We start from the raw sequence: 26,098 nt of genomic DNA, 5'->3' as shown, positions 1-26,098 counted from the left end.
CCATCTAAACCTTGAGTGGCGGAGTCTTGCATGCCGGCGTGGCGCACGATCAGTTTGTGGATGGACCAACTGGAAGAGCCGTTGTTGGCCCGGCCTTCCCTTGAGCGGGACCTGGACGTCGACGTGGCGATCATTGGCGCCGGCTACACGGGCCTCTGGACCGCGTACTACCTCAAGCGCCAGGCGCCGGAGTTGAACGTCGCCATTATTGAGGCGCAAACGGCCGGTTTCGGCGCCTCCGGACGCAACGGCGGTTGGGTGATGGGCAATCTGTTGGGTGAGGACCGCCTGCTCGCCGGGTTGTCGCCGGAGCAGCGCCGCGCCTCCTATGACTTGCTGCACGGCATTCCTGACGAGGTGCGGATCGTCACCGAACGGGAAGGCATCGACTGCGATTTTCGCAAAGGTGGTGTGCTTTATTGTGCCGCGCGCTACCCCGAGCAGGAGGTCAGCCTGCGGGGCTACCTGGACAGCTTGTACCGGCAGGGCCTGACCCCGGACGACTACCGTTGGTTGAACCCCGCGGAACTGGCCCGGCACATCCGCGTGGCCAGACCCTACGGCGCTATCCATGCGCCGCACTGCGCGACGATTCAGCCAGCCAGACTGGTGCGTGGCCTGGCGCGGACGGTGGAACGCATGGGGGTACAGATCTACGAGAACAGTCCGGTCAATGACTGGCAGCCCGGCAGCCTGAAGACCGCCAACGCGACAGTGCGCAGCCGCTGGATTGTGCCGGCCGTGGAAGGTTATGCCGCGACACTGGCACCGTTGGGGCGCTATCAGCTGCCGGTGCAGAGCCTGCTGGTTGCCACTGAGCCGTTGTCGGCCGCGACCTGGGACGAAATCGGCCTGGACCATGGGCAGGCGTTCAGCGAAAGCAGCCGTCAGGTGACCTACGGCCAGCGCAGCGCCGACAACCGCCTGGTGTTTGGTGCCCGTGGTGGTTATCGGTTTGCCGGCAAGTTGCGGCACGACTTCGACCTGAGCGAGGGAGAAGTCCAACTGCGGCGTTACCTGTTCGGTGAGCTGTTCCCCCAGCTCAAGGACGTCAATATCACTCATTCCTGGGGCGGCAACCTGGGCATGTCCCGACGGTTCAAACCCCACATGCTCTGCGATCAACGCAGCGGGATCGCGTTGTCGGGCGGTTACGGCGGCGAAGGCGTCGGTGCCAGCAATCTCGGCGGCCGGACGCTGGCGGACCTGATCCTCGGGCACGACACCGAACGGGTTCACCAACCCTGGGTCATCCCCCAGGGCGGGCTGGATGCGCTCAAGGCCTGGGAGCCCGAACCGCTGCGCTGGCTGGGCTACAACGCGATCATTCGCAGTTTCATCCACGAAGACCAGACCCTGGCCGACCTCAACAGCGCGCCCTGGCGGCGCAGGCTGGCCTGTCGGGTAGCGGGTTTCATGGAAGGTTTCATGCAGTAATTTCTCTTTCCCTCATCGACAGGTATCGGCATGAGTATTACCCAGTTCAAGAACACTCCGCACATGACGCTAGAGGCGTCGGCACCGGTCGCCGTGCCATTGGGCGCCCCCGTGGCCGTGACCTCGACCACCAGCGTGGAGCGCAGCGATGGCGTCGAGACCGGTATCTGGGAGTGCACTCCCGGACGCTGGCGGCGACAGATCGTCGCGCAAGAGTTCTGTCACTTCGTCCAGGGGCGCTGCACTTTTACCCCGGACAACGGCGAACCCCTGTCCATCGAAGCGGGCGACGCCCTGATGTTGCCGGCTAACAGCACCGGCATCTGGGACATCGAGGAGACCGTGCGCAAAACCTACGTGCTGATTTTCTGATCCGCTGATTAACCGAAACCCTGCCAATAAAAACGTCATACAGGAATCGAATCATGATCCGCTTATCCCTTGCTCCCTTCGCGCTGGCGCCCCTGATGCTCGCCGCATCACTGAGCCAGGCGGCCGACACCGTGAAGATCTACAACTGGTCGGACTACATCGCGCCGGACACCCTGAAAAACTTCCAGGCACAAAGCGGTATCGGCTTCAGCTACGACGTCTACGACAGCAACGAAACCCTCGACGGCAAGTTGATGACGGGGAAGTCCGGGTATGACGTGGTGTTTCCTTCCAACCACTTCATGGCGCGGCAAATCGAGGGCGGGGCATTGAAAACCCTCGACAAAAGCCAGTTGCCGAACTGGAAAAACCTCAACCCGGTTTTGCTCAAGGCCCTGCAAACCAATGACCCGGGTAACGAACACGGTTTCCCGTATTTGTGGGGCAGCACCGGGATTGGCTACAACATGGCCAAGGTCAAGGCGGTGCTGGGCGACAACGCACCGGTGGACTCCTGGGACCTGATCTTCAAGCCCGAATACATGGAAAAGCTGCAGAAATGCGGGGTAGCAATCCTCGACAACGGTCCGGAGTTGCTGCCTGCCGCGTTGAATTACCTGGGCCTGCCGCACCACAGCAAGGACCCGGCCGACTACAAGAAAGCCGAAGCCCTGCTGCTGAAGGTCCGGCCTTACGTCAGCTATTTCCACTCCTCCAAATACACCAGCGACCTGGCCAACGGCGACATTTGCGTGGCGGTCGGGTTCTCCGGCGACATCCTGCAGGCCGAAAGCCGCGCCAGGGAGGCGAAAAACGGGGTGGACATCGGTTACGCCATTCCCAGGGAGGGCGCGGCGATCTGGTTCGACATGGTCGCCATGCCGGTCGACGCGCCGGACGAGAAGGCCGGATACGCCTTCATGAATTATCTGCTGCGCCCGGATGTCATGGCCGGCATCAGTAATTATGTGCACTACGCCAACGGCAACGAACAGGCCGACAGCCTGATCGACCCGGCCATCAAGAACGACACCAAGGTGTACCCAAGCCCGGAAATGATGGGCAAACTGTTCGCCCTTGAGGCCATGCCCCTGAACATCGACCGGATCCGTACGCGATTGTGGAACAAGGTCCGCACTGGCAGTTGAGGCGCTGGATCGAGCCCTGGGCGAAGCATTTCGCCAGGGCTCACGGTTTTATTCGGCAGGCCCTTGGGGCGAGACGATCCACATGCTGCAGGGCATTTTGTACAACAGGCTCTCCACGGTGCTGCCCACCAAGCGCGCCAGACCGCGATGACTGACCCGTCCCATGACGATCACGTCCACTTCATGGGCTTGCACGTAATTGACCAGGACCTTGACGGGGTTGCCCATGACCATGTGGCGTTGTTCGGGGGCAATGCCGTTTTGCTCGGTTAGTGTGTTGAACGCTTCGGCCTGGACGTCGAACAGCGTCTTGGCCGTACCGGGGGTGAAGATCGCGGTACTGCTGCGAAAATCGAACTCATCGGTGTCCAGGCTCGACAGGTCATGGGCGTAGACCACATCGACTTCTGCGCCGCAGGCACTGGCCAGTTTCACCGCTTCGTGGAGTATCCGGTTGTTCAGGTCCAGGTGCTTGTTGCCGCTATGGAAGGGATCTACGGCGGCGACAATCCTGCGCGGGAGGGCGCGTGCGTCATGGCTGACGAAGTGCAGCGGCACCTGGGACTCACGCAGCAGATGCACGTCCAGCGGGGTAAACATCAGTCGTGAAATCAGCGACTCGTGCTTCAGGGCCTTGATCAGCGCATCCATGGGCTGTTCTTTGAGGTGAATCAGGATTTCCTGCAACGGATTTTCCACCCAGGTGACCTCGGTGGTCACGGTCAGCCCCAGTTTGCGCAGAGGCCTGGCCTGTTCCTCCAGCCATTGACGGTGGCGCTCGACGTAGCCCAGGCGCATTTGCTCCATCGCCTGTTCATTGACCAGGCTGGCGGTGGCCAGGCCTTCCAGGTAGTCGAAGGCCACGATATGCAGTGCGGCGCCTTCGGCTCTGGCCAGTGCCGCCGCCCTGTCGAACGCCGCGCTGTGTTCCATCAGTGGCGAGACGACCAGCATGAAACGTGATTGACCGGACATGGCAACTCTCCCGTGATGAACGCCGTGACGCGAGTCCTTGAGGGCAACGATCCGTCGTCGGGCGTTGAAGTAGTGAACCGATCGTGCCGTGAACGGCGGGCGAGGGGTTGATCTGAATCAAGCGGGCCATCGAGCAGCCTTGCTGCCCGACCTGCGGTCGCCCGGCACGGCTGCAATGCTCTAATTATTGACCATGATCGCGGGCAGCGCCGCCGCACGCATACCCCAACGGGGTGATTGGCGCTGGCGGACGCGGTCCCTAGAGTAGCGTTCTTTCGCCGGCTCCAGCCGGTACAGTCAATCGTGAAGGAGACGTCATGCGCGCACGTGAACTGGGCATCCGCCTGGGTTTTGGAGTACCGGGGCCGTTCAATGCCATTACCGATGTACCGGGCGTACGGGTCGGGCACAGCACCCTCAAGGACCGGGTCGACGGCAAGCAGGTCAGGACCGGCGTGACGGTGATTCAACCCCGCGCCGGTCATGCGCGGCTGCAACCCTGTTTCGCCGGTTGCCATGTGCTCAACGGCAATGGCGATGCCACGGGGCTGGAATGGATTCGCGAAGCCGGGTTGCTGGCAACGCCCATTGCCATCACCAATACCCACAGCGTGGGTGTGGTGCGCGATGCCCTGGTCGCGCTGGAGCGCGACAGCCTGGCAGACCCGGCCACCTACTGGTGCATGCCGGTGGTGATGGAAACCTACGACGGTGTGCTCAACGACATCTGGGGCCAGCACGTGGGGGCGCAGCACGTGCGGCAAGCGGCTGACAATGCCGCGACCGGTGCGGTGCCTGAAGGCGCCGTGGGGGGCGGCACCGGGATGATCTGCCACGAGTTCAAGGGCGGGATCGGCACCGCGTCCCGTCGGTTGCCGGCTGGGCAGGGCGGATACACCGTCGGCGCACTGGTGCAGGCCAACCATGGCAAGCGTTGTGAGTTGCGGGTCGACGGCTATCCGGTTGGCCGGCAGTTGTCACAGGTCGATTCGCCCTTCGCGCAGCAGGGCACGCCGGGCATGGGTTCGATCGTGGTGATCCTGGCCACCGACGCACCGCTGTTGCCGCACCAGTGCCAGCGCCTGGCACAACGGGCGTCCATTGGCATCGCCCGTACCGGCGGTGGGACGGAGGACTCCAGCGGTGATATCTTCCTGGCGTTCGCCACCGGCAACCAGGACCTGCCGCCGGCTGACTATGGGCGCAAGGACTTGCCCCTGAGCACAGCCCTGGCGATGCTCAACAACGATCACATTTCACCGCTGTTCAGTGCGGCGGCCGAAGCGGTGGAAGAGGCCATCGTCAACGCCTTGTTGGCGGGTGAGAGCATGCGCAGCGATGATGGCCGACAGGTTAGTGCACTGGAACCCGAGTTGTTGCTTCGCGCATTGGGGGCGTCGACGTGGAAGGCATGAAGGGGCGCGACAGTGGGTGTTGCGAGCGCTCTTTGCAGCAACGAACCGCATGTGCATGAAGGGAATGAGAAGACGGGGCTTCAGAAAAGGGGCTGGGGGAAGTGGCGTTACGGCGTGAAAAGTACCGGACATTGCTGTCACGACGATGAGAGAAAGGGCATCAGGAGTGTGTGAAAAATTATTGTTTGTAAAGGAATGTTGAATCCATTGTGTTGCTTTCTGAACCTGCTTGAATGTGCCCTGAAGCGTCGGTCGACGCTCGCCAATAGTTAGCGAAATCAGGAGATAGTCGCATGACACAAGGACGTTATCTGCTGGGCGGATGGAGCCAGCAACTCAGTCACGAACCCTTGCCAGAATTCACCGACATGATGTACGGCATGGTCACCAACCTGTCAGGTTTGACAACCGGTACGCAAAGCAACCCCGGCTGGAGCCCTGCCGGCTCCCAGGCGCCACGATTTGAACAGTACAGCGGTTCGACACGCTGGACGTATGGGGGTGGTTTCTGCTCCCCTCGTGCAATGCCGGGTAGCCAGGCCGATGTTCAGGCCATTCTCGATGCCACGGCTGCAGGGGGCTGGGACGGGGTAGACTTTGACGATGAATGCAACATGAACATCGATTTGGTCATCGATGCGATGGGCCAGCTCAAACAGCAAGGCAAGCAGACCAGCTACGGGTTTATTGCCGGTTATTCGTATTGTGCACCCACCACGACTTCCGGCTCCGCACTGAATGCCAAAGTGCTGAAAGTCATTGAGGCCGGGCAGTGCGACCACCTCGTCCATTACTGCTATGGCAGCAAAATGTGGACCGATGACGAGATTGCCCGTTATGTAGGACAAGCCCTGGAGCGCTCGATTGGCCATGGCGCCCAACCTGGAAAGGTCATTCTGGCATTGACGGCCATCGGTTTGACGGACAATAACCTGAATACCTTTCTTGATCAGATAACCCGATTGGAAATCGGCGGTTTATACATATGGGCCTACCAGCGGCTAAGCGATGTGCATAAGCAGACGATCATCGGGCGTTTGTGCAGGGCTTCTGGCGTAACGCGGGAATACCCGCATTGCTGATTCGCCGGTGCCGAGGGACGTCGAAGCCTGGAGATTTACCTCAGGCCGTCCAGCCCAGTGTCGCCAGGGCCAGCACGGCATAACGGGCGCCTTTGGCCAGGGTCACGATCAGCAGGAAGCGCCCGAGGGGTTCACGCATCACGCCCGCGACCAGGGTCAGGGGATCGCCGATGACCGGCAGCCAGCTCAACAGCAAGGACCAATGGCCGTAGCGTTGATAGTGCCTGCTGGCTTTTTCCAGGTGTGCCGGGCTGACCGGGAACCAACGACGGTCCTTGAAGTGCTCGATGCCACGCCCCAGCCACCAGTTCACCAAGGAGCCCAGCACATTGCCCAGGGTAGCGACCGCAAGCAATAGCCACAGCCAGTGCTGGCCGTTGAGCAACAACCCTACCAGCACCGCCTCGGACTGCAGGGGCAGCAGCGTTGCGGCGCCGAAGGCCGCGACAAACAGCCCGAGGTAACCCAGCAGCATTACCGGGCCGGGTAGTCGGCGATCACTTCATCGGTGCCATTTTTAGTCAGGCCGATCACTTGATACGCGTCGACCCGGTCGCCCATTTCCATGCCTGGCGAGCCGGTGGGCATGCCCGGTACCGCCATGCCCAGCAAGTCGTCACGCTTGGCCAGGGCCCGCACTTGCTCGGCCGGAACGTGGCCTTCGACGAACTTGCCGTTGATCACGCCGGTATGGCATGAGGCCAGGCGCGGGGCGACGCCCAGGCGCTGCTTGACTTCGCTCATGTCGGGCTCGACGTGGTCAGTGACCTTGAAGCCGTTGTCTTGCAGGTGCGAGATCCAGGCGGTGCAGCAGCTGCAATTGGCATCGCGGTGGACATCGATCGGAATCAGCTCGGCCGCCAGGGCCTGGGTGCTGATGAACAGGGCGCCAAGGGCGGCCAGACGAAGTGAGTTGTGCATATAAATTCTCGTGTCGATCGTTTCATTCATCGGCTCAGAACCAGAGCCTCAAGCCGGCGACGAACCGCGCTTGACTGCGGTCTTCGCCAGTGTAGTCGGCGGTGTTGCCGTAAGTGCTGCTCCAGGTCACGCCGATGTAAGGCGCAAACTCGGGGACGATTTCGTAACGCAGGCGCACACCGGCTTCGGTGTTGGCCAACCCGGCGCCGACACTGCGTTCAGGGTCGTTGCGGGTGTAGAAATTGACCTCGGCGGTGGGCTGCAGAATCAGTTTGTTGGTCAGCAGAATGTCGTATTCGCCTTCCACGCGGAGCGCATTCTGACCGTTTTCGCCGACGAAGAAGGTTGCTTGTGTTTCAAAGTTATACAGGGCCAGGCCTTGCAACCCGAATGCCGCCCAGGTTTGCGGTGAGCCGGGTTTGAAATCCTGGCGGACCCCGGTCACCACATCCCACCACGGGCCGATGGCATGCCCCCACAGGGCCTGGACTTCGGCTTTCTCGGTGTGGCCGTTGGTGCGCTCACCCTCGGAGCGAACCCAGAGCCGATCGATGTCGCCACCGATCCAGCCACTCATGTCCCAGGCCAGGGCACTGCCGTCATCGGCATCCTGGTACTCCAGCTGGTCAACCAGCCAGAAGCCATTGATCGCCTTGTCATGTACGCCATGGCCGTTGACCGCCGGGAATGCCGCGCGGCGATCGGCGTCGCTGGGCACCGGTATCGGTGTGCGGCTGGCAGTGGGCGCCATCTGGCTGTGATCCATCGTGCCCATCTGGCTGTGATCCATGCCGCCCATCTGGCTGTGGTCCATGGCTGGCATTGCGCCGTGCCCCATGGCGGAATGGTCCATGCTTTCGGCCGACTGGGTCGCGTTCATGTAAAGGCCGAGCAGGCCGGCAAGCAACAGGCGGGACTTCATGTCGGGCTCCCCGGTTCATCGACGCGCACTTCACGAAACATGCCCATCTCCATGTGAAACAGCAGGTGGCAGTGATAGGCCCAGCGGCCCAGTGCGTCGGCCGTCACCCGATAACTGCGGCGGGTCCCGGGCGGCATGTCGATGGTGTGCTTGCGCACCTGGAAGCGACCCTGTTCGTCCTCCAGGTCGCTCCACAGGCCGTGGAGGTGAATCGGGTGGGTCATCATCGTGTCATTGACCAGGGTGATGCGCAGGCGTTCGCCGTAGGTCAGGCGCAGCGGTTGGGCATCGCTGAACTTGATGCCGTCGAACGACCAGGCGAATTTCTCCATGTGCCCGGTCAGGTGCAACTCCAGGGTGCGCGACGGTTCGCGTCCGTCCGGGTCGGGGAACGTGCTTTTGAGGTCGGCATAGGTCAGCACACGGCGGCCGTTGTTGCGCAGGCCGATGCCCGGGTCCGCGAGCTTGGCGCTGGGGCTCATGGTTTGCATATCCACCAGCGGGTTGTCGGTTTCCGAGGCCGGGTGGGTTTGCATGGCGTTGCCCATGCCTGTCATGCCGGCGTGGTCCATGCCGCTCATCTGGCTATGGTCCATGCCTGCCATGCCTGCCATGCCTGCCATGCCTGCCATGCCTGCCATCGCGCCATGGTCCATGCCCATGTCGGCCATGCTGATCAGCGGTCGTGGGTCGGGGCTGGGTACGGCGGCGCTGAGCCCCTGGCTCAGGGCCAGGGTGCCCCGGGCATAACCGCTGCGGTCCATGGACTGGGCAAACAGGGTGTAGGCCGGCTCGTTGCCCGGCTCGACGATCACGTCATAGGTCTCCGCCACGGCAATCCGCAATTCATCGACGCTGACCGGTTGCACGTACTGTCCGTCGGCGGCGACAACGGTCATTTTCAAACCGGGCAGGCGCACGTCGAAGTAGCTCATGGCCGAGCCGTTGATCAGCCGCAGGCGCAGTTTTTCCCCGGGTTTGAACGTGCCGGTCCAGTTGGTCTCCGGGGTCTGGCCGTTCATCAGGTAGCGGTAGGTCACGCCGCTGACATCTGCCAGATCCGTGGGGCTCATCTTCATTTCGGCCCACATCGTGCGGTCAGCCACCGTGGCTGCCCAGCCGTCGCGGCTGACGTCCTCGATGAAGTCGCCTACGGTGCGCTTGTGCCGGTTGTAGTAGTCGGACTGTTTTTTCAGGGTGCGCATCAGGTGTTCCGGGGCCTGGTCGCTCCAGTCGCTGAGCATCACCACGTAGTCGCGGTCGTACTGGAAGGGTTCCGGGTCGCGGGCGTCGATCACCAGCGGCCCATAGACCCCGGCCTGCTCTTGAAGGCCCGAGTGGCTGTGGTACCAGTAGGTACCGTTCTGGTGCAGCGTGAAGCGGTATTCGTAGAGACCGTCAGGGGCGATGCCCTGGAAGCTCAGGCCTGGCACGCCATCCATGTTGGCCGGCAGGATGATCCCGTGCCAATGAATCGAGGTGTCCTGCTGCAACCGGTTGCGCACGCGGATGGTCACGGTGTCGCCCTCGCGCCAGCGCAGCAATGGGCCGGGAATGCCACCGTTGATGGTCATGGCGGTGCGCGGGGTGCCGGTGAAATTGACCGGTGCTTCGCCGATCCACAGGTCGAACTGGCTACCGCGCAACGTGGAGGGTTGATTGTCGGCAGTCACGGCCCAGACCGGTGGTCGCCACAGGCCCGCGCCCGCCAGTACACTGCCGGCGGCCAGGCCTTTGATGAAAGAGCGTCTTGAAGGTGTTGAAGGCATAACAAAGTCCCGTCATCCCTGATGCTTCAGGTTCGACGAGACCTTAAACAGCCCGTGCTGTCAGGAAACTGAGGCGCGGATTACAGATTTGTCAGGTGCAGGGTACCCATGACAGAGGCAGGCGAGTACAGGGCGATTCGAACCCATAGCGCCAAAATGCCTCACAGGCATGTAACATGAGCGCCCGCTGGCTGCTGTTCACTCACGAACGAAGGTGTGGACGTGGCGGGCAGCAGGATTCACACCGGATACCTATCTTCAGATTCAGGACCCCCGCAATGACCCAGTCGCAACGTTTGAAATACTCGTTTCTGATCACCCTGGCCGTACTGGGGATCATGCTTGGCCTGTCTTATCTGCAGAATGCCGGGATCATCAGCGAAACCCTGTTCCAGTACGTCGCCATCGCCGTGGCGGTGTTGGTGGTGGTGATCAACGGAGTGCTGCGCCGCAAGGTCAAGCCCTGAGCGATTCCAGCAAGGCCGCAGCCTGTGGATGCAGGCTGTAGCTTTTGTCGGGGTTCAGGACGATCAGGCCTTCACTGCACAGGCGCTTGAGTACTTCACGCACGCTGAGAAAGGACAGGGGAATATCCAGCTCCAGCAGGTGGCTGTGCACCCCGCGTACCCCCACGGGCTGACCTGCCTGGGCGGCGGACAGCAGCGCGTCGATCACTTTCAGGCGGATCAGGCTTGTGCGCAGGCCGTAGCTTTTAAGCAGCAGCCTGATGCGCTCGTTGCCCTGGCGCTCGGTGCTTTTGGCGAATACGCCGGTATCCAGTCTAAGGGAAACGCCCTTTGGCGCGGCTTTACCATCCGTTGGTAGTTGCGAGTTGTACATGCGAAAAACTCCTTTTCAGAACCTGGCCAGGAAACTGTGTTGAATGCTCCTTAGTCATTAAGACGAACGAGCGGCACAAATCATGAAGGCCTCAATGTAGAAATTTTGTCGAAAGCACGTCAGACACCGGTCAAGTGCCGTCATTTCGGGCTGATGCGCTTTAAATTATTGTCCGCTGATTCGTTCCTATGGCAAGCCACATTCCGCTTCTTCGCCTGTGTGGTCTTTCCCAGGGCAGGGCCGGTTCCCGGCAGCGTCATCGTTCGGCTCGCCTGTCCTGGCTACTGTGTTCTTCGCCATCAGGAGTCAGTGTGATTATTTCCAGGCAGTTGCCCAGGTTGTGCCTAGCGGGTTGGTTACTGGGGCTGAGCGTATCGGCCCAGGCACTCACTCAGACGGTCGAGACCGGCGCCGATATTCGCCGTACCAGCTTTGGCGTGCCACACATTCGAGCCGAGAACGAGCGTGGCCTGGGGTACGGGATTGGCTATGCCTATGCTCAAGACAATCTGTGCCTGCTGGCCAACGAAGTGGTGACGGTCAACGGCGAGCGTTCACGGTATTTCGGCGCGCAGCAGTTCACCCTTGAGCAACGGGAAAACAGCGTCAGCGATGTGTTTTTCAGCTGGCTGAACAACCCCCAGGCGGTGTTCGGCTTCTGGCAGGCGCAAACCCCGGCTGTGCGACAACTGATTGAAGGCTATGTGGCCGGGTATAACCGTTATCTGCATGAACGCGCCGCACAAGGCCTGCCCGAGCATTGCCAGGGGGACTGGGTCCGGCCGATTACCGCACTGGACCTGGTCAAACTGACCCGACGCCTGCTGGTCGAAGGCGGTGTCGGCCAGTTTGCCGAAGCACTGGCCGGTGCCACGCCGCCCAAGGCGGTCGCCCGGGAGCAGGGCGCCCGTGCGGCCTTCGAAGTCGCCGCCACGCGCCTGCAACGCTTTGCCCTGGACCGCGGCAGTAATGCCGTGGCCATTGGCCGGGACCGTTCCTTCAATGGGCGCGGGATGTTGCTGGCCAATCCGCATTTTCCGTGGATCGGCGGCATGCGCTTTTACCAGATGCACCTGACCATCCCTGGCAAGCTGGACGTGATGGGCGCGGCGTTGCCGGGACTGCCGATGATCAACATCGGTTTCAACCAGCACCTGGCATGGACCCACACCGTCGACACGTCCAGGCATTTCACGCTGTACCGTCTGCAACTCGACCCGAAGGACCCCACTCGTTATCTGCTCGACGGCAAATCCCTGCCCTTGAGCCAGCAATCGGTCACGGTCAAGGCCAGGCAGGCCGATGGACAGCTCACGTCAGTCTCCCATGTGCTCTACAGCTCGGTATTTGGCCCCGTCGTGCAATGGCCCGGCAAGCTGGATTGGGATCGGCAGTACGCCTACAGCCTGCGCGACGCCAACCTCGACAACGACCGCGTGCTCGAGCAATGGTATGCGATGAACCAGGCCAGCAACCTCAAGGACCTGCAAACGTCCGTGCACAGGATTCAAGGGGTGCCATGGGTCAATACCCTGGCGGTGGACGATCAGGGGCAGGCGCTGTACATGAACCTGTCGGTGGTGCCCAACGTCGGCGTCGACAAGCTGGAAAAATGCAGCGCACCCCGCGCGGGCCTGGCCATGATCGTGCTGGATGGCTCCCGCAGTGCCTGCGCCTGGGACATCGATAAAAAAGCCGCGCAACCTGGCATTTTTGCCGCGGAGCAACTGCCGCAGCTGATGCGCACTGACTTTGTGCAGCACTCCAATGACTCGGCGTGGATGGCTAACCCGGCTCAGCCACTGACCGGTTACTCGCCCTTGATCAGCCAGTCCGGACACGCCCTGGGGCCGCGCACCCGCTTTGCCCTGGAGTATCTGGGGCAGTTGGCCAAGGCCGGCCCGGTGAAGGTCGAGGACTTGCAACACATGGTCATGGACAACCAGGTTTACCTGGCCGGCCAGGTCATGCCGGACCTGTTGCAGGTGTGCGCTGCTGGCCTAGGGGTTGACAGTGCGCCCCTGGCCTCCTTGTGCGCCAGTCTCAAGGCCTGGGATCGCGCCGCCAATCTGCACAGCGGCGCGGGCTTGGTCCACTTTCAGAATGTCATGGAAGCGTTGCTGCAAGCCCCGGACGTCTGGCGTGTGGCGTTCGACGCGAAAGACCCGCTGCATACCCCTCGCGGGCTGAACATCGAGCGACCCGAAGTGGCGCAGGCGGTACGGCAGGCCATGCTGGCGTCGGTCGAGCAGATGCAACGCGCGGGGCTGACGGACCGACAACTATGGGGTGATATTCAGGTGGCCAGCCGTGGCGGGCAAGCCATTGCCATTCATGGCGGGCCGGCCGAACTTGGGGTCTACAACGCCATGCAAAGCGTGCCGGGCGAAGCCGGCAAGCGTGAGGTGGTCAGCGGCACCAGTTACTTGCAGGTGGTGACGTTTGACGAGCAGGGGCCCCAGGCCCAGGGCTTGCTGGCCTTCTCGATTTCCAGTGACCCTGCCTCGGAGCACGCTCGCGACCAGACGCTGGCGTTTTCGAAGAAGCAGTGGAGTGTCTTGCCGTTCACCGAGCAACAGATCAAGGCCGATCCTCATTACCGGCTGCAAACCATTCGTGAAGCGGTCGAGGGGGCTGGGAGTGTGGCGACGCACTAGGGGGCAGGCCAACTGAAATGGAGCAGGCCGCGGCCCGAAAGGGTGCGGCCTTTTCAGTGTCTGGCAGGTTGGGCAGGCAGGGAATTGAGCACCGGGTTGCCGTCTTCGTTGCGGGTCAGGTAAACCGGGAGCACCTTGGGCAGCGCGGGGACGAGGGTTTTCAGCTCGCTGATGTTGTAGACCCCGCCAATGCGGATCATGCCTGTGGCGTGGTCCGCCACCATCACCGGTGTACTCAGGTAGCGATTGATCAGGGGCAGCGCTTCGTTCAGGGCGAGGTTGTCGATCACCAGCTTGCCATCGCGCCATGCCAGGGAACTGTCATTGGCATAGGTCTGGCTGATCTGCGGTTGATAGTCACCGCTCTTGTAGCGAGCCTGCATGCCCGGATCGAGGCGCAGGCCGTCACCGCCAAGAGCATCGTTGCTGGTGACCAGTACCGAGCCTTCCACCAGCGTCACGCGAACCTGATCCTGATACTTCCAGACATTGAACTGAGTGCCGGTCACCCGAACCTGCCCGTCGGCGGCCTTGACCACAAAGGGGTGCAGCGTGTCGTGGCTCACGCGAAAGAAGGCTTCGCCCTTTTTCAGCGTCACCCGGCGTTGATCCTTGTAGTTGCTGTAGGTCAGCTCGGTGCCCAGGTTCAACTCCACCTCGCTGCCGTCACTCAGGGTCACGGTACGCAAGGCGTTCTGTGCTTCGAAATGCTCGTAGGCATTGGGCAGCCAGCCCAGTTGCCAGCCACTGAAGGCGGCCAGCGGCAAGGCCAGCAGACTGACGGCAGCGGCAACGGCCAGCGGCCGCCAGCCCGAGCGCGGTGCCCGGTGCGCGATGTGCGGCACGTGTTCCGCGCGCGGCAAGTGCTCGGACACCTCCCAGATCTCCAGCATCGCTTCATACTCGAACGCATGCAGTGGGTGGGCATCACGCCATTGCTCGAACGCCCGGCGCTCGGCGGCCGTGCAGTCATTGGAATGCAGGCGCATGCACCAATGCGCGGCGGCGTCGGTGACGGCGTCGAATTCTGCTTGCGAGAGGGGCTTTTCGCTCATTGAGGCTTCCTGATTTCCCACATTCTAACCTTCGCAGTGAGCTGGCGAGAACCGCGATCATGGCGACTGCACATCAATGAAAGGGTTTTTCTGTCGTCTCCAGCCCCACGTCAGGACATGGCTGGGCAGTATCCTGAGTGGGGGTGAAGAAAAGGTCAATGAAACCGGGCGTTTATGGTGCTCGCGGGACCGTCGGGGATGGCTTGCCGAGGGCCGGGCCCTGTTGGCGGTGCAGTGGCGCAAAGGCAGTTGACAGTGGCCGCGCAAAACGGTGTTTAATCCGCGGGTAAGGTCCTGCGAACGCTGTTGCCCCCTCCAATAAAAATTCTGGAGCTTCAGATGTCTGTGCCACACGATCATGCTGTCAATGCAACCTCGCATCACTTGTCGTACGAAGCGTTGGTTGAGCTTCTGGATTCGATCTTTCGCCGACACGGCACTAGTCCCGAGGTCGCCTCGGTGCTGGCCGCCAACTGCGCCGGCGCCGAGCGCGACGGCGCCCACAGCCATGGGGTGTTCCGGATTCCCGGGTACGTATCGACGCTCAACAGCGGTTGGGTCAATGGCCAGGCGGTGCCGGTGGTAGAAGACGTGGCCTCGGGTTTTGTCCGGGTCGATGCCGGCAACGGTTTTGCCCAACCGGCGCTGGCCGCCGGCCGCGCATTACTGGTGGAGAAAGCCCGCAGTGCCGGGATCGCGGTCATGGCGATTCGCAACTCCCATCACTTTGCAGCGCTCTGGCCGGATGTCGAGCCGTTCGCTTATGAAGGCCTGGTCGCGCTGAGCGTGGTCAACAGCATGACCTGCGTCGTGCCCCACGGTGCCGATCGCCCCTTGTTTGGTACCAACCCGATCGCCTTCGCTGCGCCCAGGGCCAATGCCGACCCTATTGTGTTTGACCTGGCCACCAGCGCGATTGCCCACGGCGATGTACAGATCGCTGCGCGCAAAGGTGAACGCCTGCCACCCGGCATGGGGGTGGACAGCCTCGGCCAGCCGACCACCGACCCCAAGGCGATCCTGGAGGGGGGCGCATTGTTGCCCTTTGGCGGGCATAAAGGTTCGGCCCTGTCGATGATGGTCGAGCTGCTGGCCGCTGCGTTGACCGGTGGCAACTTCTCGTTCGAGTTCGACTGGTCCAACCATCCCGGGGCGAAAACCCCGTGGACCGGTCAGTTATTGATTGTCATCGACCCGAGCAAGGCTGCCGGGCAGGGGTTCGCCGAGCGTAGCGAGGAACTGGTGCGGCAGATGCACGGGGTCGGGCTGCGGCGATTGCCGGGGGACCGTCGCCATCGCGAGCGTGCCAGGGCCGTTGCTGAAGGCATCGCGCTGGATGCGCAGACGCTGGCGCAATTGCGGGAGCTGGCGGGGCAGTGAAGCGCTCGTGAGCCACGGGGGATGATGAACATAGGCCCTGTGGCGAGCGAGCTTGCTCGCGCTGGGCTGTGCAGCAGCCCCAAAATCGGTCGCCAGATTTTATCTGAAACCCTGCACAGGTTTGTGGGGGGCGCTTCGCCCTGGAGCGCCAGCCCGGCCCAGCGCGAGCAAGCTCGCTCGCCACGGGAGAGCCGCCATCTGATCAAAACGGCATCTCCCACATGAGTCAGCATTCGCTGGGCCAGGGGTTAGCGACGTCCCAGCAGCAGTCCGACCACCAGGCCGAAACCGGCGGCGATGGCCACGGTTTGCCAAGGGTGACCGCCAATGTAGGTTTCGGTCGCGTCGACCACTGGCTGGGTACGTGCTCGCGCGCTGGACATGGCATCCCTGGCCTGTTGCAGTTTGAGTGCAATTTGCCCGCGCAGGCTTTCGGCTTCCTCGCCCACCAGCGAAGCACTGCGGTTGAGCAATTTCTCCGACTCTTCGATCAGCGCTTGCAGCTCACTGAAGGTCTGATCCTTGATTTGATCGTCTTGCGAGGCGCTTGTGCGAGCCATCGGGTAACTCCTTGCAGGTAAAGGGGCTGTGGGCAATGGAGTGTAGGCGTCAGGCAAAAGTTGCAGTCTGGTTGCCTGGCACCCGCCATGCTCCGGGAAATCCATCTCTGGAGAAGTCCGCCTACAGTGTAAGATGTCGCCTATTTTATGCCGCAGGTAATTTCCATGAGCTTCAATCTGGCCGACAAACCCCTTGCCGAGCGCGCGGCGCTTGAAGATGAAAAATCCCGTCTGTTCGACCTCTGGCAATCCAACCTGGGCAAGTCCAAGGGCGAGGCCGCCCGCTTGTTCGGCGAGCGCTCCAAGCGCAAAGGCAAATGGGCCGAGTGGGTCCGCTCCGAACTGGACGCCATGTCCCCGCCGGAATACGCCAACATGGTGCGCAGCGAAGTCAATCGGTTGATGGCCGCCAAGTAACGGCCGGTTTACGGGCGAAGGTTGTCAGGCGTTGCCCCGGGTAAAACTGGCGACTATCGCTTCGCGCACTTTCAGCAGCAACGGATCGAGCAGGTTGCTGGTGCGCCAACCCAGTTCAATCGGGTAGCGTGGCAGGTCCAGTGGGCAGGGCAGCAGTGCCAGGCCGCTGAGCGAGGCGATGCTGTGAGCGGCATGGGCAGGGATGGTCGCCACCGCCTGGCTGCCCTTGAGCAGGAACGGCAGCGCCGCGAAATGGGTGGTCGATGCGCACACCCGCCGGTTCAACCCCAGCCCCGCCAGACCCTCGTCGGTGATGCCGATAAAGCCCCCCGATGACACCAGAATGTGTTCGCGCGCGACAAACTCGTCGAGGCTGAGCTGCTGCTGCCCGGGCGCGAGGCTGGCGGGGTCGACCAGGCACTGGTAGCGGCCTTCCCCCAGTACCTGGCGGCTGAGCAAGCGTTCGCTCAAGCCGCCGGCCGTGATCGCCAGGTCAAGGCTGCGCTCCATCAGGGCCTGGCCGACGATCTGGCTGTGGGTCTGGCGGAAGATCAGCCGCAGTTTGGGCGCACGCTCGGCGATCTCCTCGATCAGCCGTCGACCATAGGCAATCTCGAAGTCATCCGACATCCCGACGATCACCGATCGACCCTCGTACTGATGGGCAGTCGGATCGACCATGGCCAGGCTCTGCCGGCATTTGTTCAGCGCCTCACTGACCACCGGCTTCAACTGGTTGGCCCGTAGCGTCGGCGCCAGACCTCGACCGGTACGCACGAACAACTGATCGGCGTAGACCTCGCGCAACCGGCGCAAGGCCGCGCTCACCGCCGACTGGGTGACGCCCAGGCGCAGTGCGGCACGGCTGGCGCTGGACTCGTCGTGCAGGGCTTCGAAGACTTTGAGCAGATTGAGGTCAAGGTTGGCGATATTCATGGGGTTCATATCATTCAGCACTGGATTGGGCTTTATTGATGATCGACGGTGGCCGGAGAATGAGCAATACCTCAATGCCCGGGAGTTACCGTGATGCCCAAGTCCATCGTCGCTGCGCTGCAAATCGGTTCGTTGCCAGGGGGCAAGGGCGAGACTCTGGAACAGATCCTGTCGTATGAACGGGCGATCATCGAATCCGGCGCCGGGTTGGTGGTCATGCCCGAAGCGTTGCTCGGTGGCTATCCCAAGGGGGAAGGCTTCGGCACCCGGTTGGGCTATCGGCTGCCGGAGGGACGCGAGGCCTATGCCCGTTACTTTGCCAACGCCATAGACGTGCCAGGGGTCGAAACCGAGGCCCTGGCGGGTTTCAGCGCGCGCACCGGTGCCAGCCTGGTGCTGGGGGTGATCGAGCGCTCGGGCAGTACCTTGTATTGCACGGCGTTGTATTTCGAGCCACAGGCGGGGTTGGTGGCCAAGCACCGCAAACTGATGCCCACCGGTACCGAACGACTGATCTGGGGCCAGGGCGATGGCTCGACGTTGCCGGTGATCGACAGCCAGGTCGGACGAGTGGGCGCGGCGGTGTGCTGGGAGAACATGATGCCGCTGTTGCGCACGGCGATGTATGCCAAGGGCGTCGAGGTCTGGTGCGCGCCCACCGTCGATGAGCGCGAGATGTGGCACGTCAGCATGCGCCATATCGCCCATGAGGGCCGCTGCTTTGTGGTCAGTGCCTGCCAGGTGCAGCCATCACCGGCCGAGTTGGGTGTGCAGATCGCCGACTGGCCGGCCGATCGCCCGTTGATTGCCGGTGGCAGTGTGATCGTCGGCCCCATGGGCGATGTACTGGCCGGGCCGCTGCGAGGCGGTGCAGGGTTGCTGACGACGCAGATCGACACCGATGAACTGGTGCGCGCCCGCTACGACTACGACGTGGTCGGGCACTATGCGCGCCCGGACGTGTTCGAGTTGACCGTGGACGAGCGGCCGAAACCCGGTGTGCGGTTTATCTGAGGCGCTCGCACTCTGATCGGTAGACGGTATCGTTGGATCTACCAGATCACGGAATTGGGTCCGGCGATGCTCAACTGGCCGCTGTCGACAAAGCGCATCGTGCCGAACGCGCCGCTGGCCAGTTTGCCGCGCAGTACGTAGGGCAGCTTGTCGAGGGTTTGTGTCAGGTCCAGCCCCAGGGTCTGGCGCAGCACCGAGAATGCCGAAACGCTCACCGGTACGCTGATGAGCGCCTCGGAAAAGCGCGGGATCGAGCCCCGTTGATCGCTCACGCCCGAGGCCAGCGGCTGGCCATTGACCTCAAGGTTCAGGGCTACGCCGTTGTAGTCGACAGGGGTTTCGTTGGGGTTTTGTACGCGCAGTTTCAGCACAAAGCGCAGTTCCATGCCCTGGCTGGGCAATGGCTCTATGCCGACCACGTTGATGTCCAGCGGATCACGGTTGGGGAGCAGGGCGCAGCCGCTCAGGCCGAGCAGCAACAGGGAAAGGCCAATCACGAGGAATCTGCGCATCGATGCACTCTCGAAAACAAGGGACGAACCGCCAGCGGCTCGTCCCTTGAGCTGCATCAGCGGTTCGCCTGTAAGGCCGCACCCGGCTTGAGGGTGTCCCCGTGCGGCGTGACGTCCGGATTCTCCATGACCTGGAGGATCGAAGCTTCCGGGTCGAAATCGTCTTCTTCCAGCTCGATGAACTCTTCGGGCAGAAAGATATTCAGCACGATAGCGCATAACGCGCCCACGGTGATCGGCGACTCGAAGATGTTGTGCAATGCCTTGGGCAGCTCGCGCAGTACTTCCGGCACGGCCGCGACACCCAGGCCCATACCCAGGGAGATCGCCACGATCAGCATGTTGCGACGATGCAGCCCGGCCTCGGCGAGAATCTTGATCCCGGCGACGGCCACCGTGCCGAACATCACCAGCTCCGCGCCGCCGAGTACCGGCTTGGGCATCAGTTGCAGCACCGCGCCAATCATCGGGAACAGCCCCAGCAGCACTAGCAGGCCGGCAATGAAGAACGCTACATAACGGCTGGCCACGCCCGTGAGCTGGATGACCCCGTTGTTCTGGGCGAAGGTCACCATGGGCATGCTGTTGAACACGGCGGCCATCGCCGAGTTGAGGCCGTCGGCCAACAGGCCGGACTTGATCCGGCGAATGTAGACCGGACCCTTGACCGGTTGCTGGGAAATCATCGAGTTGGCCGTCAGGTCGCCCGCGGCTTCCAGGGGCGAAACCAGGAAGATCACCGCCACCGGAATGAACGCCACCCAGTCAAAGTTGAACCCGTACTTGAAGGGCACCGGCACACTCATCAGCGGGACGTCGGTCATGGTGGCGAAATCGACATCGCCCATCAGCCAGGCGAGCAGGTAACCCAGGGTCAGCCCGATCACAATGGCCCCCAGCCTCAGGAAGGGCACATCGACCCGGTTGAGCACCACGATCACCCCCAGTACCAACGCCGCCAGGGCCAGGTGGTGGGCACCGCCCAGGTCCGGCGCGCCGAAGCCGCCGGCGATGTCGGTCATGGCCACCTTGATCAACGACAGCCCCATCAGGGTGATGATGGTGCCGGTCACCACCGGGGTAATCAGCATCCGCAGCTTGCCAATGAACTGGCTGAGCGCCACTTCGATGAAGGCGGCGAAGAAGCACACGCCGAAAATCGTCGAGAGGATCTCATCGGTGCCGCCACCCCGGGCCTTGACCATGAAGCCGGCACTGAGGATCACGCTGATGAACGAAAAACTGGTGCCTTGCAGGCACAACAGACCGGAACCGATCGGACCAAAGCGTCGCGCCTGGACGAAGGTGCCCAGGCCGGAAACGAACAACGCCATGCTGATCAGGTACGGAATTTCGCTGTGCAGGCCCAGGGCGCTGCCCATGATCAGGGTGGGGGTGATGATCCCGACGAAGCTCGCCAGCACGTGTTGCAAGGCGGCAAAGACCGTTGCGGTGAGGTGCGGGCGATCGTAGAGACCGTAAATCAGGTCGGAACGCGGGGCAGTTTTCGAGTGGTCAGATGAGGTCACGGGGAGGGTGCCAATTAGGCCGGGTCAGAAAATGGAGGCGCAGGATGCCAGAAAGGCACTGCCGCCTAAAGCGACAAACGTCTAAAGCATTGAAAGTTATTGGAGATACCGGGATTACCGTGACTCATGAACCCCTGTTACGGGTGACTGCGTGGCCGTTTGAACGCCGCCAGCAGATCCTCCTCGAACGCCCGCTGCGCATCCCCTGGTACTTGGGCGCGGTGTCGGGCCAGGTGGAACGTCACCTCAAAACTCAGCGCCGGCTGGCCGATGGCCTTGAGCAAACCGCCGTCTTCCCATGAGCGGGCGACATGCTCGGGCAGGTAGCCGATGTGTTTGCCCGACAGAATGAAGGCAAGGGTGCCTTCGACCTGTTCCGAGCGCGCCGAACTGCGCTTGCTGTGCAGCGGTTCGTCATTGCGCAGGAAGCGGTAAGGGTGGTCCACCAGGTCGGTGTCGCCCATGGCCTCGGCATCCGGGGCCGGGTCGTGGAACAGCGGGTGCCCGGTCGCGCAGTACAGGTGCTGGGGCTCGCTGAACAGCGGACGGTAGTCGAAGGCGCTTTGCACTTGGGAAAAGTAACCGATGGCCAGGTCCAGGCGTTGCTGCAATAGCAAGCGTTCCATCTCACCGGGCATGGCGCTGATCAGCTCGATGCGCACCGATTCATCGCGCTCACGAAAACGCCTGATGGCCTCGGCCACCTGTTGCAACACCGATTGATCCAGGGCTTCGGACAGCCCCAGGCGCACTTCGCCGATCAGCCGGCCGGCGACGCCATTGGACTGATGCCGGAACGCCTCGATGGACTGGAACAGCCCGCGGGTCGCCAGCAGCAACTGCTCGCCCTTGGGCGTGAGCTTGAAACCGCCCTTGCCCCGGCTGCACACGCGATAGCCGAGGCGGGTTTCCAGCTTGGCCATTTGCTGGCTGATGCTTGACTGGCTCAACCCCAGTTCACCTTGGGCGGCACTGAAACCGCCGCATTCAACGACGCTGGCGAACAGGCGCAGCAGGTGCAGATCCAGATCGTGGAGTTGACCGAGCATCAAACATTACTCCGGAATAAAGTCAGGTTAATAAACTTAATATTCCGGCAATGTATCTTCCACGGCAAGCTGCAGTCACCTCAATGACTCAGGTGCTTGTCATGGCTACGGCGAAAAGGTTCGCGTTCCCCGCGTTGGCGCTGGCTCTGGCCTTCTCGGCGCAGGCGCAAGAAGAAAAGGTGCTCAACCTCTACAGTTGGGCCGACTATGTCGCGCCGCAAGCCCTGCAACGCTTCGAACAGGAAACCGGGATTCGTGTGCGGTACGACACCTTTGACACCCCGGAAGTCCTGGAAACCAAACTGCTCACCGGTGGCAGCGGCTATGACGTGGTGGTGCCGTCTTCCAGTGTGCTGGCCCGTGGACTGGCGGCCGGGGCGCTGAAGCCGATCCCCCTGAACCTGCTCAAAGGCTACGCGAACCTTGATCCTGACCTGCTGGATAAACTCGCCGCCGTCGACCCGGGTAACCGTTATGGCGTGCCCTATACCTGGGGCACCCTGGGCCTGGGGATGAATGTCGAGGCTGTGACGCAACGTCTGCCGGGTGTGCCGCTGAACAGCCTGGACCTGCTGTTCAAGCCCGAATACGCCAGCAAGCTGAAGGACTGCGGCATCGCGATCATCGATTCGCCCCAGGAAGTCATCGGCCTTGCCTTGCATTACCTGGGCAAGGATCCGTACAGCACCGACAAACACGATCTGGCCGCCGCCGAAGCCTTGTTGCGCCAATTGCAGCCTTCGGTGCTGTATGTCGCCAGCGGTCGCCAGATCAACGACCTGGCCAACGGCAGCGCGTGCCTGGCGCTGACGTACAACGGTGATGCCAGCCTGGCCGCCGATCAGGCCCGCAAGGCCAACAAACCCTTTGAAGTGGCCTATCGCATTCCCCGGGAGGGCACCCTGGTGTGGCAGGACAATCTGGCGATCCCGGCGGATGCCCCGCACCCCGAGGCCGCGCAGGCGTTCATTGAATTCATGCTGCGCCCCGAGTCCGTGGCCGCGCTGACCAACACCCTGTTCTTTGCCTCGGCCAACCAGGCCGCGACGCCCCTGGTTGATGCCGCCGTGCGCAACGACCCCGACATTTACCCGCCTGCCGATGTGCGCGGCCGCCTGTACGCCGACCGCAGCATGAGCCTCAAGGACATGCGCCAGCGCACCCGCCTGTGGACCACTTTCCGTAGCCGCCAATAACCAGGAATGCTTGATGGACATCTCTGAACTGAACGACCAGGCCATGACCCGCGACAGCCTGTACGGGACCGCCGCTGAAAGCACCTATGCCGGTATCACCAGCTTCATGCGCCGGCGTTACAGCCGTGACCTGCGTGGCGTCGACGTGGTGGTCAGCGGCGTGCCGTTCGACACCGCCACCAGCAATCGCCCCGGCGCACGTTTCGGACCGCGGGGGATTCGCGTGGCATCCACCGGGATTGCCTGGGAACGCCACTGGCCGTGGACATTCGACCCTTTCGATCATCTGGCCGTGATTGACTATGGCGATTGCAACTTTGACTCCGGAGTCCCGGAGTCGGTGCCGGACAGCATCGAGGCCCACGCCGAGAAAATACTCGGCGCCGGGTGCGCGATGCTGACCTTCGGCGGCGACCATTTCATCAGTTATCCGTTGCTCAAGGCCCATGCCCGTCGACATGGCGCGTTGTCCTTGATCCACTTCGACGCCCACAGCGACACCTGGCCGGACGAAGAGGGCAAGCGTATCGATCACGGCACCATGTTCTGGCACGCCGCCAGGGAGGGGCTGGTGGATCCCGCCCGCTCCGTGCAGATCGGCCTGCGTACCACCAATGACGATCATCAGGGCTTCGAGGTGCTGGATGCCCGGCAGGTGCATCGGCGCGGGTGCGACGCGATTATCGAAGCAATCCGCGCCCGGGTCGGTGACAGCCCGGTGTACCTGACCTTCGACATCGACTGCCTGGACCCGGCCTTTGCCCCGGGCACCGGCACGCCGGTGTGTGGCGGCTTGAGCACGGTGCAGGCCCTGGAAATTCTCGGCGGGCTGCGCGGGATCAACCTGGTGGGCATGGATGTGGTGGAAGTCGCACCGGCCTATGACAGTGCCGAGATCACCTCCCTGGCCGCTGCGACCCTGGCCATGGAGATGCTGTGCCTGTATGCCGCCCGGCACAAGGTGGACCGCTAGCCCACGGGAGGATCACTCCCACGCCTGGGTGTGGGAGTGGTGACCGGGATCCGCCCACGGACGTGCCATACTGGGGCCTTTGACCTTCGAAACGGGCCGCCATGACCTTCGATTCGCCCCTCAATGCCTACCAGCACGCGCTCACTGAAAACCATTTTGTCCCGGATGCGGCGCAAGAGCATGCGGTCCGGGTGTTGCAGCAATGCCACGAAGCCCTGCACCAGGGCCTGACGCCGATCAGCGGGGTCTATCTCTGGGGGCCGGTGGGGCGGGGCAAGACCTGGTTGATGGATCAGTTCTACCAGACCTTGCGCGTGCCTGCCCGGCGCCAGCACTTTCATCACTTCATGGGCTGGGTGCACCAGCGCTCGTTTCAACTGACCGGTACCGCCGACCCGCTGCGGGCGTTGGCCCGCGAGTTGAGCGAGGAAGTGCGGGTGCTGTGCTTCGACGAGTTGTTCGTCAGCGACATCGGCGACGCCCTGATCCTGGGGCGGTTGTTCCAGGTGATGTTCGATGAAGGCGTGGTGATGGTCTGCACCTCCAATCAACCACCGGAGCAGCTATACGCGGACGGCTTCAATCGCGAGCGCTTCTTGCCGGCCGTCGCTGCGATCAAAAGCCATCTGGAGGTGGTGGCGGTTGACGGCGGGGAAGACCATCGATTGCACCCTGGCGCCGGCCTGCAACGCTATTGGGTCCGGGCACCCGACCGTCCGAGTGTCATGGATGAGGTTTTTCGGCAGTTGGCACACGACCAGCCGGTGTCCAGCGAACCGGTCATGCTCGGTTACCGCTCGCTGGCAGTGGTCAAGGCCACTGACAGCGTGCTCTGGTGCCGCTACGCCGATGTCTGCGAACAGCCGTTCGCGGCGATGGACTTCATGGCTTTGTGTGATCGCTACAGCGCCATGCTGATCAGCGACGTCCCCAATCTCAGTGCTCGGCAGCGGCCAGGCCGCATTGCCCGCGGCACCGAGGATGGCAGCGAGCGCGTGGACGCCGGTGACCGTGAGCTGCCGCAGTTATCGGTGCACGACGACAGCGTGCGGCGATTCATTGCGCTGGTCGATGAATGTTACGACCGCAAGGTGCCGTTGTATCTTGAAGCACAGGTGCCGATGGATGCGCTCTATACCGAGGGTTACCTGGAATTTGCGTTTCGCCGCACCCTGAGCCGCTTGAAGGAAATGCAGTTGCAGCGTTTCGCGCTGCGGTGAAACGCGGGAGGAGACATCATGAAGCAGCCGCTGTCCCATCATTTATTGACCATGGCCTACCAGAACGCCTGGGCCAATCACCGTCTGGGCAAGGCCTGCGCCCAGTTGAGCCAGAGCGATTTCGAGGCCCGGAGGGTGAGCTTTTTTCCGAGCATCAAGGCCACCCTCAATCACATCCTGACGTGCGACTGGTTCTACGTCGACGCTCTGGAGCGAGAGATGCGTGGGGACTTGCCGCATCCGCAGTGCGATGTGTTTTTCCAGGATGAAGAGCCCTTTGCCAGCAGCGCCGAACTGATGCGCGAACAACACCAGGTTGATCTGCGCCTGATCGCTTATTGCGCGCAGCTCAGGGATGCAGGGCTCACTCGGCGGGTGACCACCGCCCGAGAAATTCCCCAGCAGGACACGCGTCTGCGCATGCTCTCCCATCTGTTCGAACACCAGATCCACCATCGTGGGCAGGTGCATGCAATGCTCAGTGGTACCCCGGTTGCTCCGCCGCAACTGGATGAATTCTTTTGCGCCGGGGAAGCCCGCCTCAGGGTCGAGGATTTTGCCGAGCTGGGCTGGACCGAGGCGCAGATCTGGGGCGCTTCGAATTGAATTGGCAACGGGCGCACAAAACAGTGGCGCGGGGCCGGTTCATGGTTGTTCCGGCCTGCTCAGCGCGTTAATGTCATTGGCCCCAAGCGATACCCGCAGGGATGCACATTGAT

26 protein-coding genes are annotated in these 26,098 nt (G+C 62.3%); 14 read left to right on the top strand and 12 right to left on the bottom strand.

The genetic code is table 11. From position 1 onward, the window contains the following. Positions 1-30 precede the first annotated feature (30 nt). From AC3WQN_RS06410 to AC3WQN_RS06400, 3 genes are read left to right on the top strand one after another with little or no spacing between them, the layout of a single operon-like run. The gene (locus AC3WQN_RS06410) at positions 31-1,437 is read left to right on the top strand and encodes an NAD(P)/FAD-dependent oxidoreductase (protein ID WP_103401133.1); all 1,407 of its coding nucleotides are present in this window, start codon (positions 31-33) and stop codon (positions 1,435-1,437) included. 30 nt (positions 1,438-1,467) lie between these two features. Further along, entirely contained in the window at positions 1,468-1,809 is a 342-nt protein-coding gene (locus AC3WQN_RS06405) for a cupin domain-containing protein (RefSeq protein ID WP_103401132.1), read from the top strand. A gap of 53 nt (positions 1,810-1,862) precedes the next feature. Then, entirely contained in the window at positions 1,863-2,957 is a 1,095-nt protein-coding gene (locus AC3WQN_RS06400; RefSeq protein ID WP_103401131.1) for a polyamine ABC transporter substrate-binding protein, read from the top strand. A gap of 48 nt (positions 2,958-3,005) precedes the next feature. Here the strand turns inward: AC3WQN_RS06400 and AC3WQN_RS06395 are convergent, their stop codons facing one another. After that, positions 3,006-3,932, bottom strand: coding sequence for a universal stress protein (locus AC3WQN_RS06395; protein WP_103401130.1), 927 nt, complete (start codon positions 3,930-3,932; stop codon positions 3,006-3,008). A gap of 317 nt (positions 3,933-4,249) precedes the next feature. Here AC3WQN_RS06395 and AC3WQN_RS06390 point away from each other — a divergent pair, with 317 nt between their 5' ends. Both AC3WQN_RS06390 and AC3WQN_RS06385 read left to right on the top strand, forming a co-directional pair. Continuing rightward, the gene (locus AC3WQN_RS06390) at positions 4,250-5,347 is read left to right on the top strand and encodes a DmpA family aminopeptidase (RefSeq protein WP_103401129.1); all 1,098 of its coding nucleotides are present in this window, start codon (positions 4,250-4,252) and stop codon (positions 5,345-5,347) included. Between the two features lie 293 nt (positions 5,348-5,640). Beyond that, positions 5,641-6,429, top strand: a complete 789-nt coding sequence (locus AC3WQN_RS06385; protein ID WP_103401128.1) for a hypothetical protein — start codon at positions 5,641-5,643, stop codon at positions 6,427-6,429. Positions 6,430-6,469: 40 nt separating this feature from the next. On the opposite strand, the gene AC3WQN_RS06380 is transcribed toward AC3WQN_RS06385, so the two are convergent. From AC3WQN_RS06380 to AC3WQN_RS06365, 4 genes are read right to left on the bottom strand one after another with little or no spacing between them, the layout of a single operon-like run. Next, positions 6,470-6,904: a YqaA family protein gene (locus AC3WQN_RS06380; RefSeq protein ID WP_095144357.1), complete on the bottom strand. Its 435-nt coding sequence runs from the start codon at positions 6,902-6,904 to the stop codon at positions 6,470-6,472. Next, positions 6,904-7,350 (bottom strand): DUF411 domain-containing protein, encoded by a 447-nt coding sequence (locus AC3WQN_RS06375; protein WP_103401127.1) that lies wholly within the window; start codon positions 7,348-7,350, stop codon positions 6,904-6,906. The genes AC3WQN_RS06380 and AC3WQN_RS06375 overlap by 1 nt, the downstream gene beginning before the upstream one ends. A gap of 34 nt (positions 7,351-7,384) precedes the next feature. Next, on the bottom strand, positions 7,385-8,272 hold the full coding sequence (locus tag AC3WQN_RS06370) for a copper resistance protein B (protein ID WP_103401126.1): 888 nt from the start codon (positions 8,270-8,272) through the stop codon (positions 7,385-7,387). After that, positions 8,269-10,041: a copper resistance system multicopper oxidase gene (locus tag AC3WQN_RS06365; protein WP_103401125.1), complete on the bottom strand. Its 1,773-nt coding sequence runs from the start codon at positions 10,039-10,041 to the stop codon at positions 8,269-8,271. Before AC3WQN_RS06365 ends, AC3WQN_RS06370 begins: the two co-directional genes overlap by 4 nt. A gap of 278 nt (positions 10,042-10,319) precedes the next feature. Between AC3WQN_RS06365 and AC3WQN_RS06360 the strand changes: the two genes are divergently transcribed. Then, positions 10,320-10,508 carry a hypothetical protein gene (locus AC3WQN_RS06360; RefSeq protein WP_103401124.1) on the top strand — a complete coding sequence of 63 codons (189 nt, stop codon included), beginning with the start codon at positions 10,320-10,322 and terminating at the stop codon, positions 10,506-10,508. On the opposite strand, the gene AC3WQN_RS06355 is transcribed toward AC3WQN_RS06360, so the two are convergent. After that, on the bottom strand, positions 10,498-10,881 hold the full coding sequence (locus AC3WQN_RS06355; RefSeq protein ID WP_103401123.1) for a fe2+ zn2+ uptake regulation protein: 384 nt from the start codon (positions 10,879-10,881) through the stop codon (positions 10,498-10,500). The two genes, AC3WQN_RS06360 and AC3WQN_RS06355, sit on opposite strands and share 11 nt — an antisense overlap. A gap of 311 nt (positions 10,882-11,192) precedes the next feature. Between AC3WQN_RS06355 and pvdQ the strand changes: the two genes are divergently transcribed. Continuing rightward, on the top strand, positions 11,193-13,538 hold the full coding sequence (gene pvdQ / locus AC3WQN_RS06350) for a bifunctional acylase PvdQ (protein ID WP_103401122.1): 2,346 nt from the start codon (positions 11,193-11,195) through the stop codon (positions 13,536-13,538). Between the two features lie 53 nt (positions 13,539-13,591). On the opposite strand, the gene AC3WQN_RS06345 is transcribed toward pvdQ, so the two are convergent. Beyond that, entirely contained in the window at positions 13,592-14,593 is a 1,002-nt protein-coding gene (locus tag AC3WQN_RS06345) for a FecR family protein (protein ID WP_103401121.1), read from the bottom strand. Positions 14,594-14,932: 339 nt separating this feature from the next. Between AC3WQN_RS06345 and AC3WQN_RS06340 the strand changes: the two genes are divergently transcribed. Beyond that, positions 14,933-15,973 (top strand): Ldh family oxidoreductase, encoded by a 1,041-nt coding sequence (locus AC3WQN_RS06340; RefSeq protein ID WP_103401120.1) that lies wholly within the window; start codon positions 14,933-14,935, stop codon positions 15,971-15,973. Between the two features lie 248 nt (positions 15,974-16,221). Here the strand turns inward: AC3WQN_RS06340 and AC3WQN_RS06335 are convergent, their stop codons facing one another. After that, entirely contained in the window at positions 16,222-16,533 is a 312-nt protein-coding gene (locus AC3WQN_RS06335; RefSeq protein ID WP_103401119.1) for an ElaB/YgaM/YqjD family protein, read from the bottom strand. A gap of 165 nt (positions 16,534-16,698) precedes the next feature. On the opposite strand from AC3WQN_RS06335, the gene AC3WQN_RS06330 reads away from it, so the two are divergent. Next, on the top strand, positions 16,699-16,950 hold the full coding sequence (locus AC3WQN_RS06330; RefSeq protein WP_019690567.1) for a hypothetical protein: 252 nt from the start codon (positions 16,699-16,701) through the stop codon (positions 16,948-16,950). A 24-nt stretch (positions 16,951-16,974) separates the two neighbouring features. Here AC3WQN_RS06330 and AC3WQN_RS06325 read toward each other — a convergent pair whose 3' ends face one another. Further along, complete coding sequence (locus AC3WQN_RS06325; protein WP_103401118.1) at positions 16,975-17,895, bottom strand: LysR family transcriptional regulator; 921 nt, start codon at positions 17,893-17,895, stop codon at positions 16,975-16,977. Positions 17,896-17,979: 84 nt separating this feature from the next. Between AC3WQN_RS06325 and AC3WQN_RS06320 the strand changes: the two genes are divergently transcribed. After that, positions 17,980-18,900: a carbon-nitrogen hydrolase family protein gene (locus AC3WQN_RS06320; protein ID WP_103401117.1), complete on the top strand. Its 921-nt coding sequence runs from the start codon at positions 17,980-17,982 to the stop codon at positions 18,898-18,900. A 38-nt stretch (positions 18,901-18,938) separates the two neighbouring features. Here the strand turns inward: AC3WQN_RS06320 and AC3WQN_RS06315 are convergent, their stop codons facing one another. The 3 genes from AC3WQN_RS06315 to AC3WQN_RS06305 form a co-directional block, all read right to left on the bottom strand. Then, a complete protein-coding gene (locus tag AC3WQN_RS06315) occupies positions 18,939-19,412 on the bottom strand; it encodes an LEA/WHy family protein (RefSeq protein ID WP_103401134.1) in 474 nt (157 codons plus the stop codon). Between the two features lie 56 nt (positions 19,413-19,468). Further along, positions 19,469-20,941 carry a nucleobase:cation symporter-2 family protein gene (locus AC3WQN_RS06310; RefSeq protein WP_103401116.1) on the bottom strand — a complete coding sequence of 491 codons (1,473 nt, stop codon included), beginning with the start codon at positions 20,939-20,941 and terminating at the stop codon, positions 19,469-19,471. Between the two features lie 137 nt (positions 20,942-21,078). Then, positions 21,079-21,990: a LysR family transcriptional regulator gene (locus tag AC3WQN_RS06305; protein ID WP_103401115.1), complete on the bottom strand. Its 912-nt coding sequence runs from the start codon at positions 21,988-21,990 to the stop codon at positions 21,079-21,081. Between the two features lie 101 nt (positions 21,991-22,091). On the opposite strand from AC3WQN_RS06305, the gene AC3WQN_RS06300 reads away from it, so the two are divergent. From AC3WQN_RS06300 to AC3WQN_RS06285, 4 genes are all read left to right on the top strand, one after another. Continuing rightward, the gene (locus AC3WQN_RS06300; protein WP_103401114.1) at positions 22,092-23,186 is read left to right on the top strand and encodes a polyamine ABC transporter substrate-binding protein; all 1,095 of its coding nucleotides are present in this window, start codon (positions 22,092-22,094) and stop codon (positions 23,184-23,186) included. Positions 23,187-23,199: 13 nt separating this feature from the next. Further along, complete coding sequence (gene speB, locus AC3WQN_RS06295) at positions 23,200-24,159, top strand: agmatinase (protein ID WP_103401113.1); 960 nt, start codon at positions 23,200-23,202, stop codon at positions 24,157-24,159. Positions 24,160-24,260: 101 nt separating this feature from the next. Then, complete coding sequence (gene zapE / locus AC3WQN_RS06290; protein ID WP_103401112.1) at positions 24,261-25,379, top strand: cell division protein ZapE; 1,119 nt, start codon at positions 24,261-24,263, stop codon at positions 25,377-25,379. A gap of 18 nt (positions 25,380-25,397) precedes the next feature. Beyond that, positions 25,398-25,985: a DinB family protein gene (locus tag AC3WQN_RS06285; protein WP_103401111.1), complete on the top strand. Its 588-nt coding sequence runs from the start codon at positions 25,398-25,400 to the stop codon at positions 25,983-25,985. Positions 25,986-26,098: the final 113 nt, after the last annotated feature.

The sequence above is a fragment of the Pseudomonas sp. FW300-N1A1 genome (genome assembly GCF_058789115.1).
This window is presented reverse-complemented; position numbering and strand designations above follow the sequence as displayed.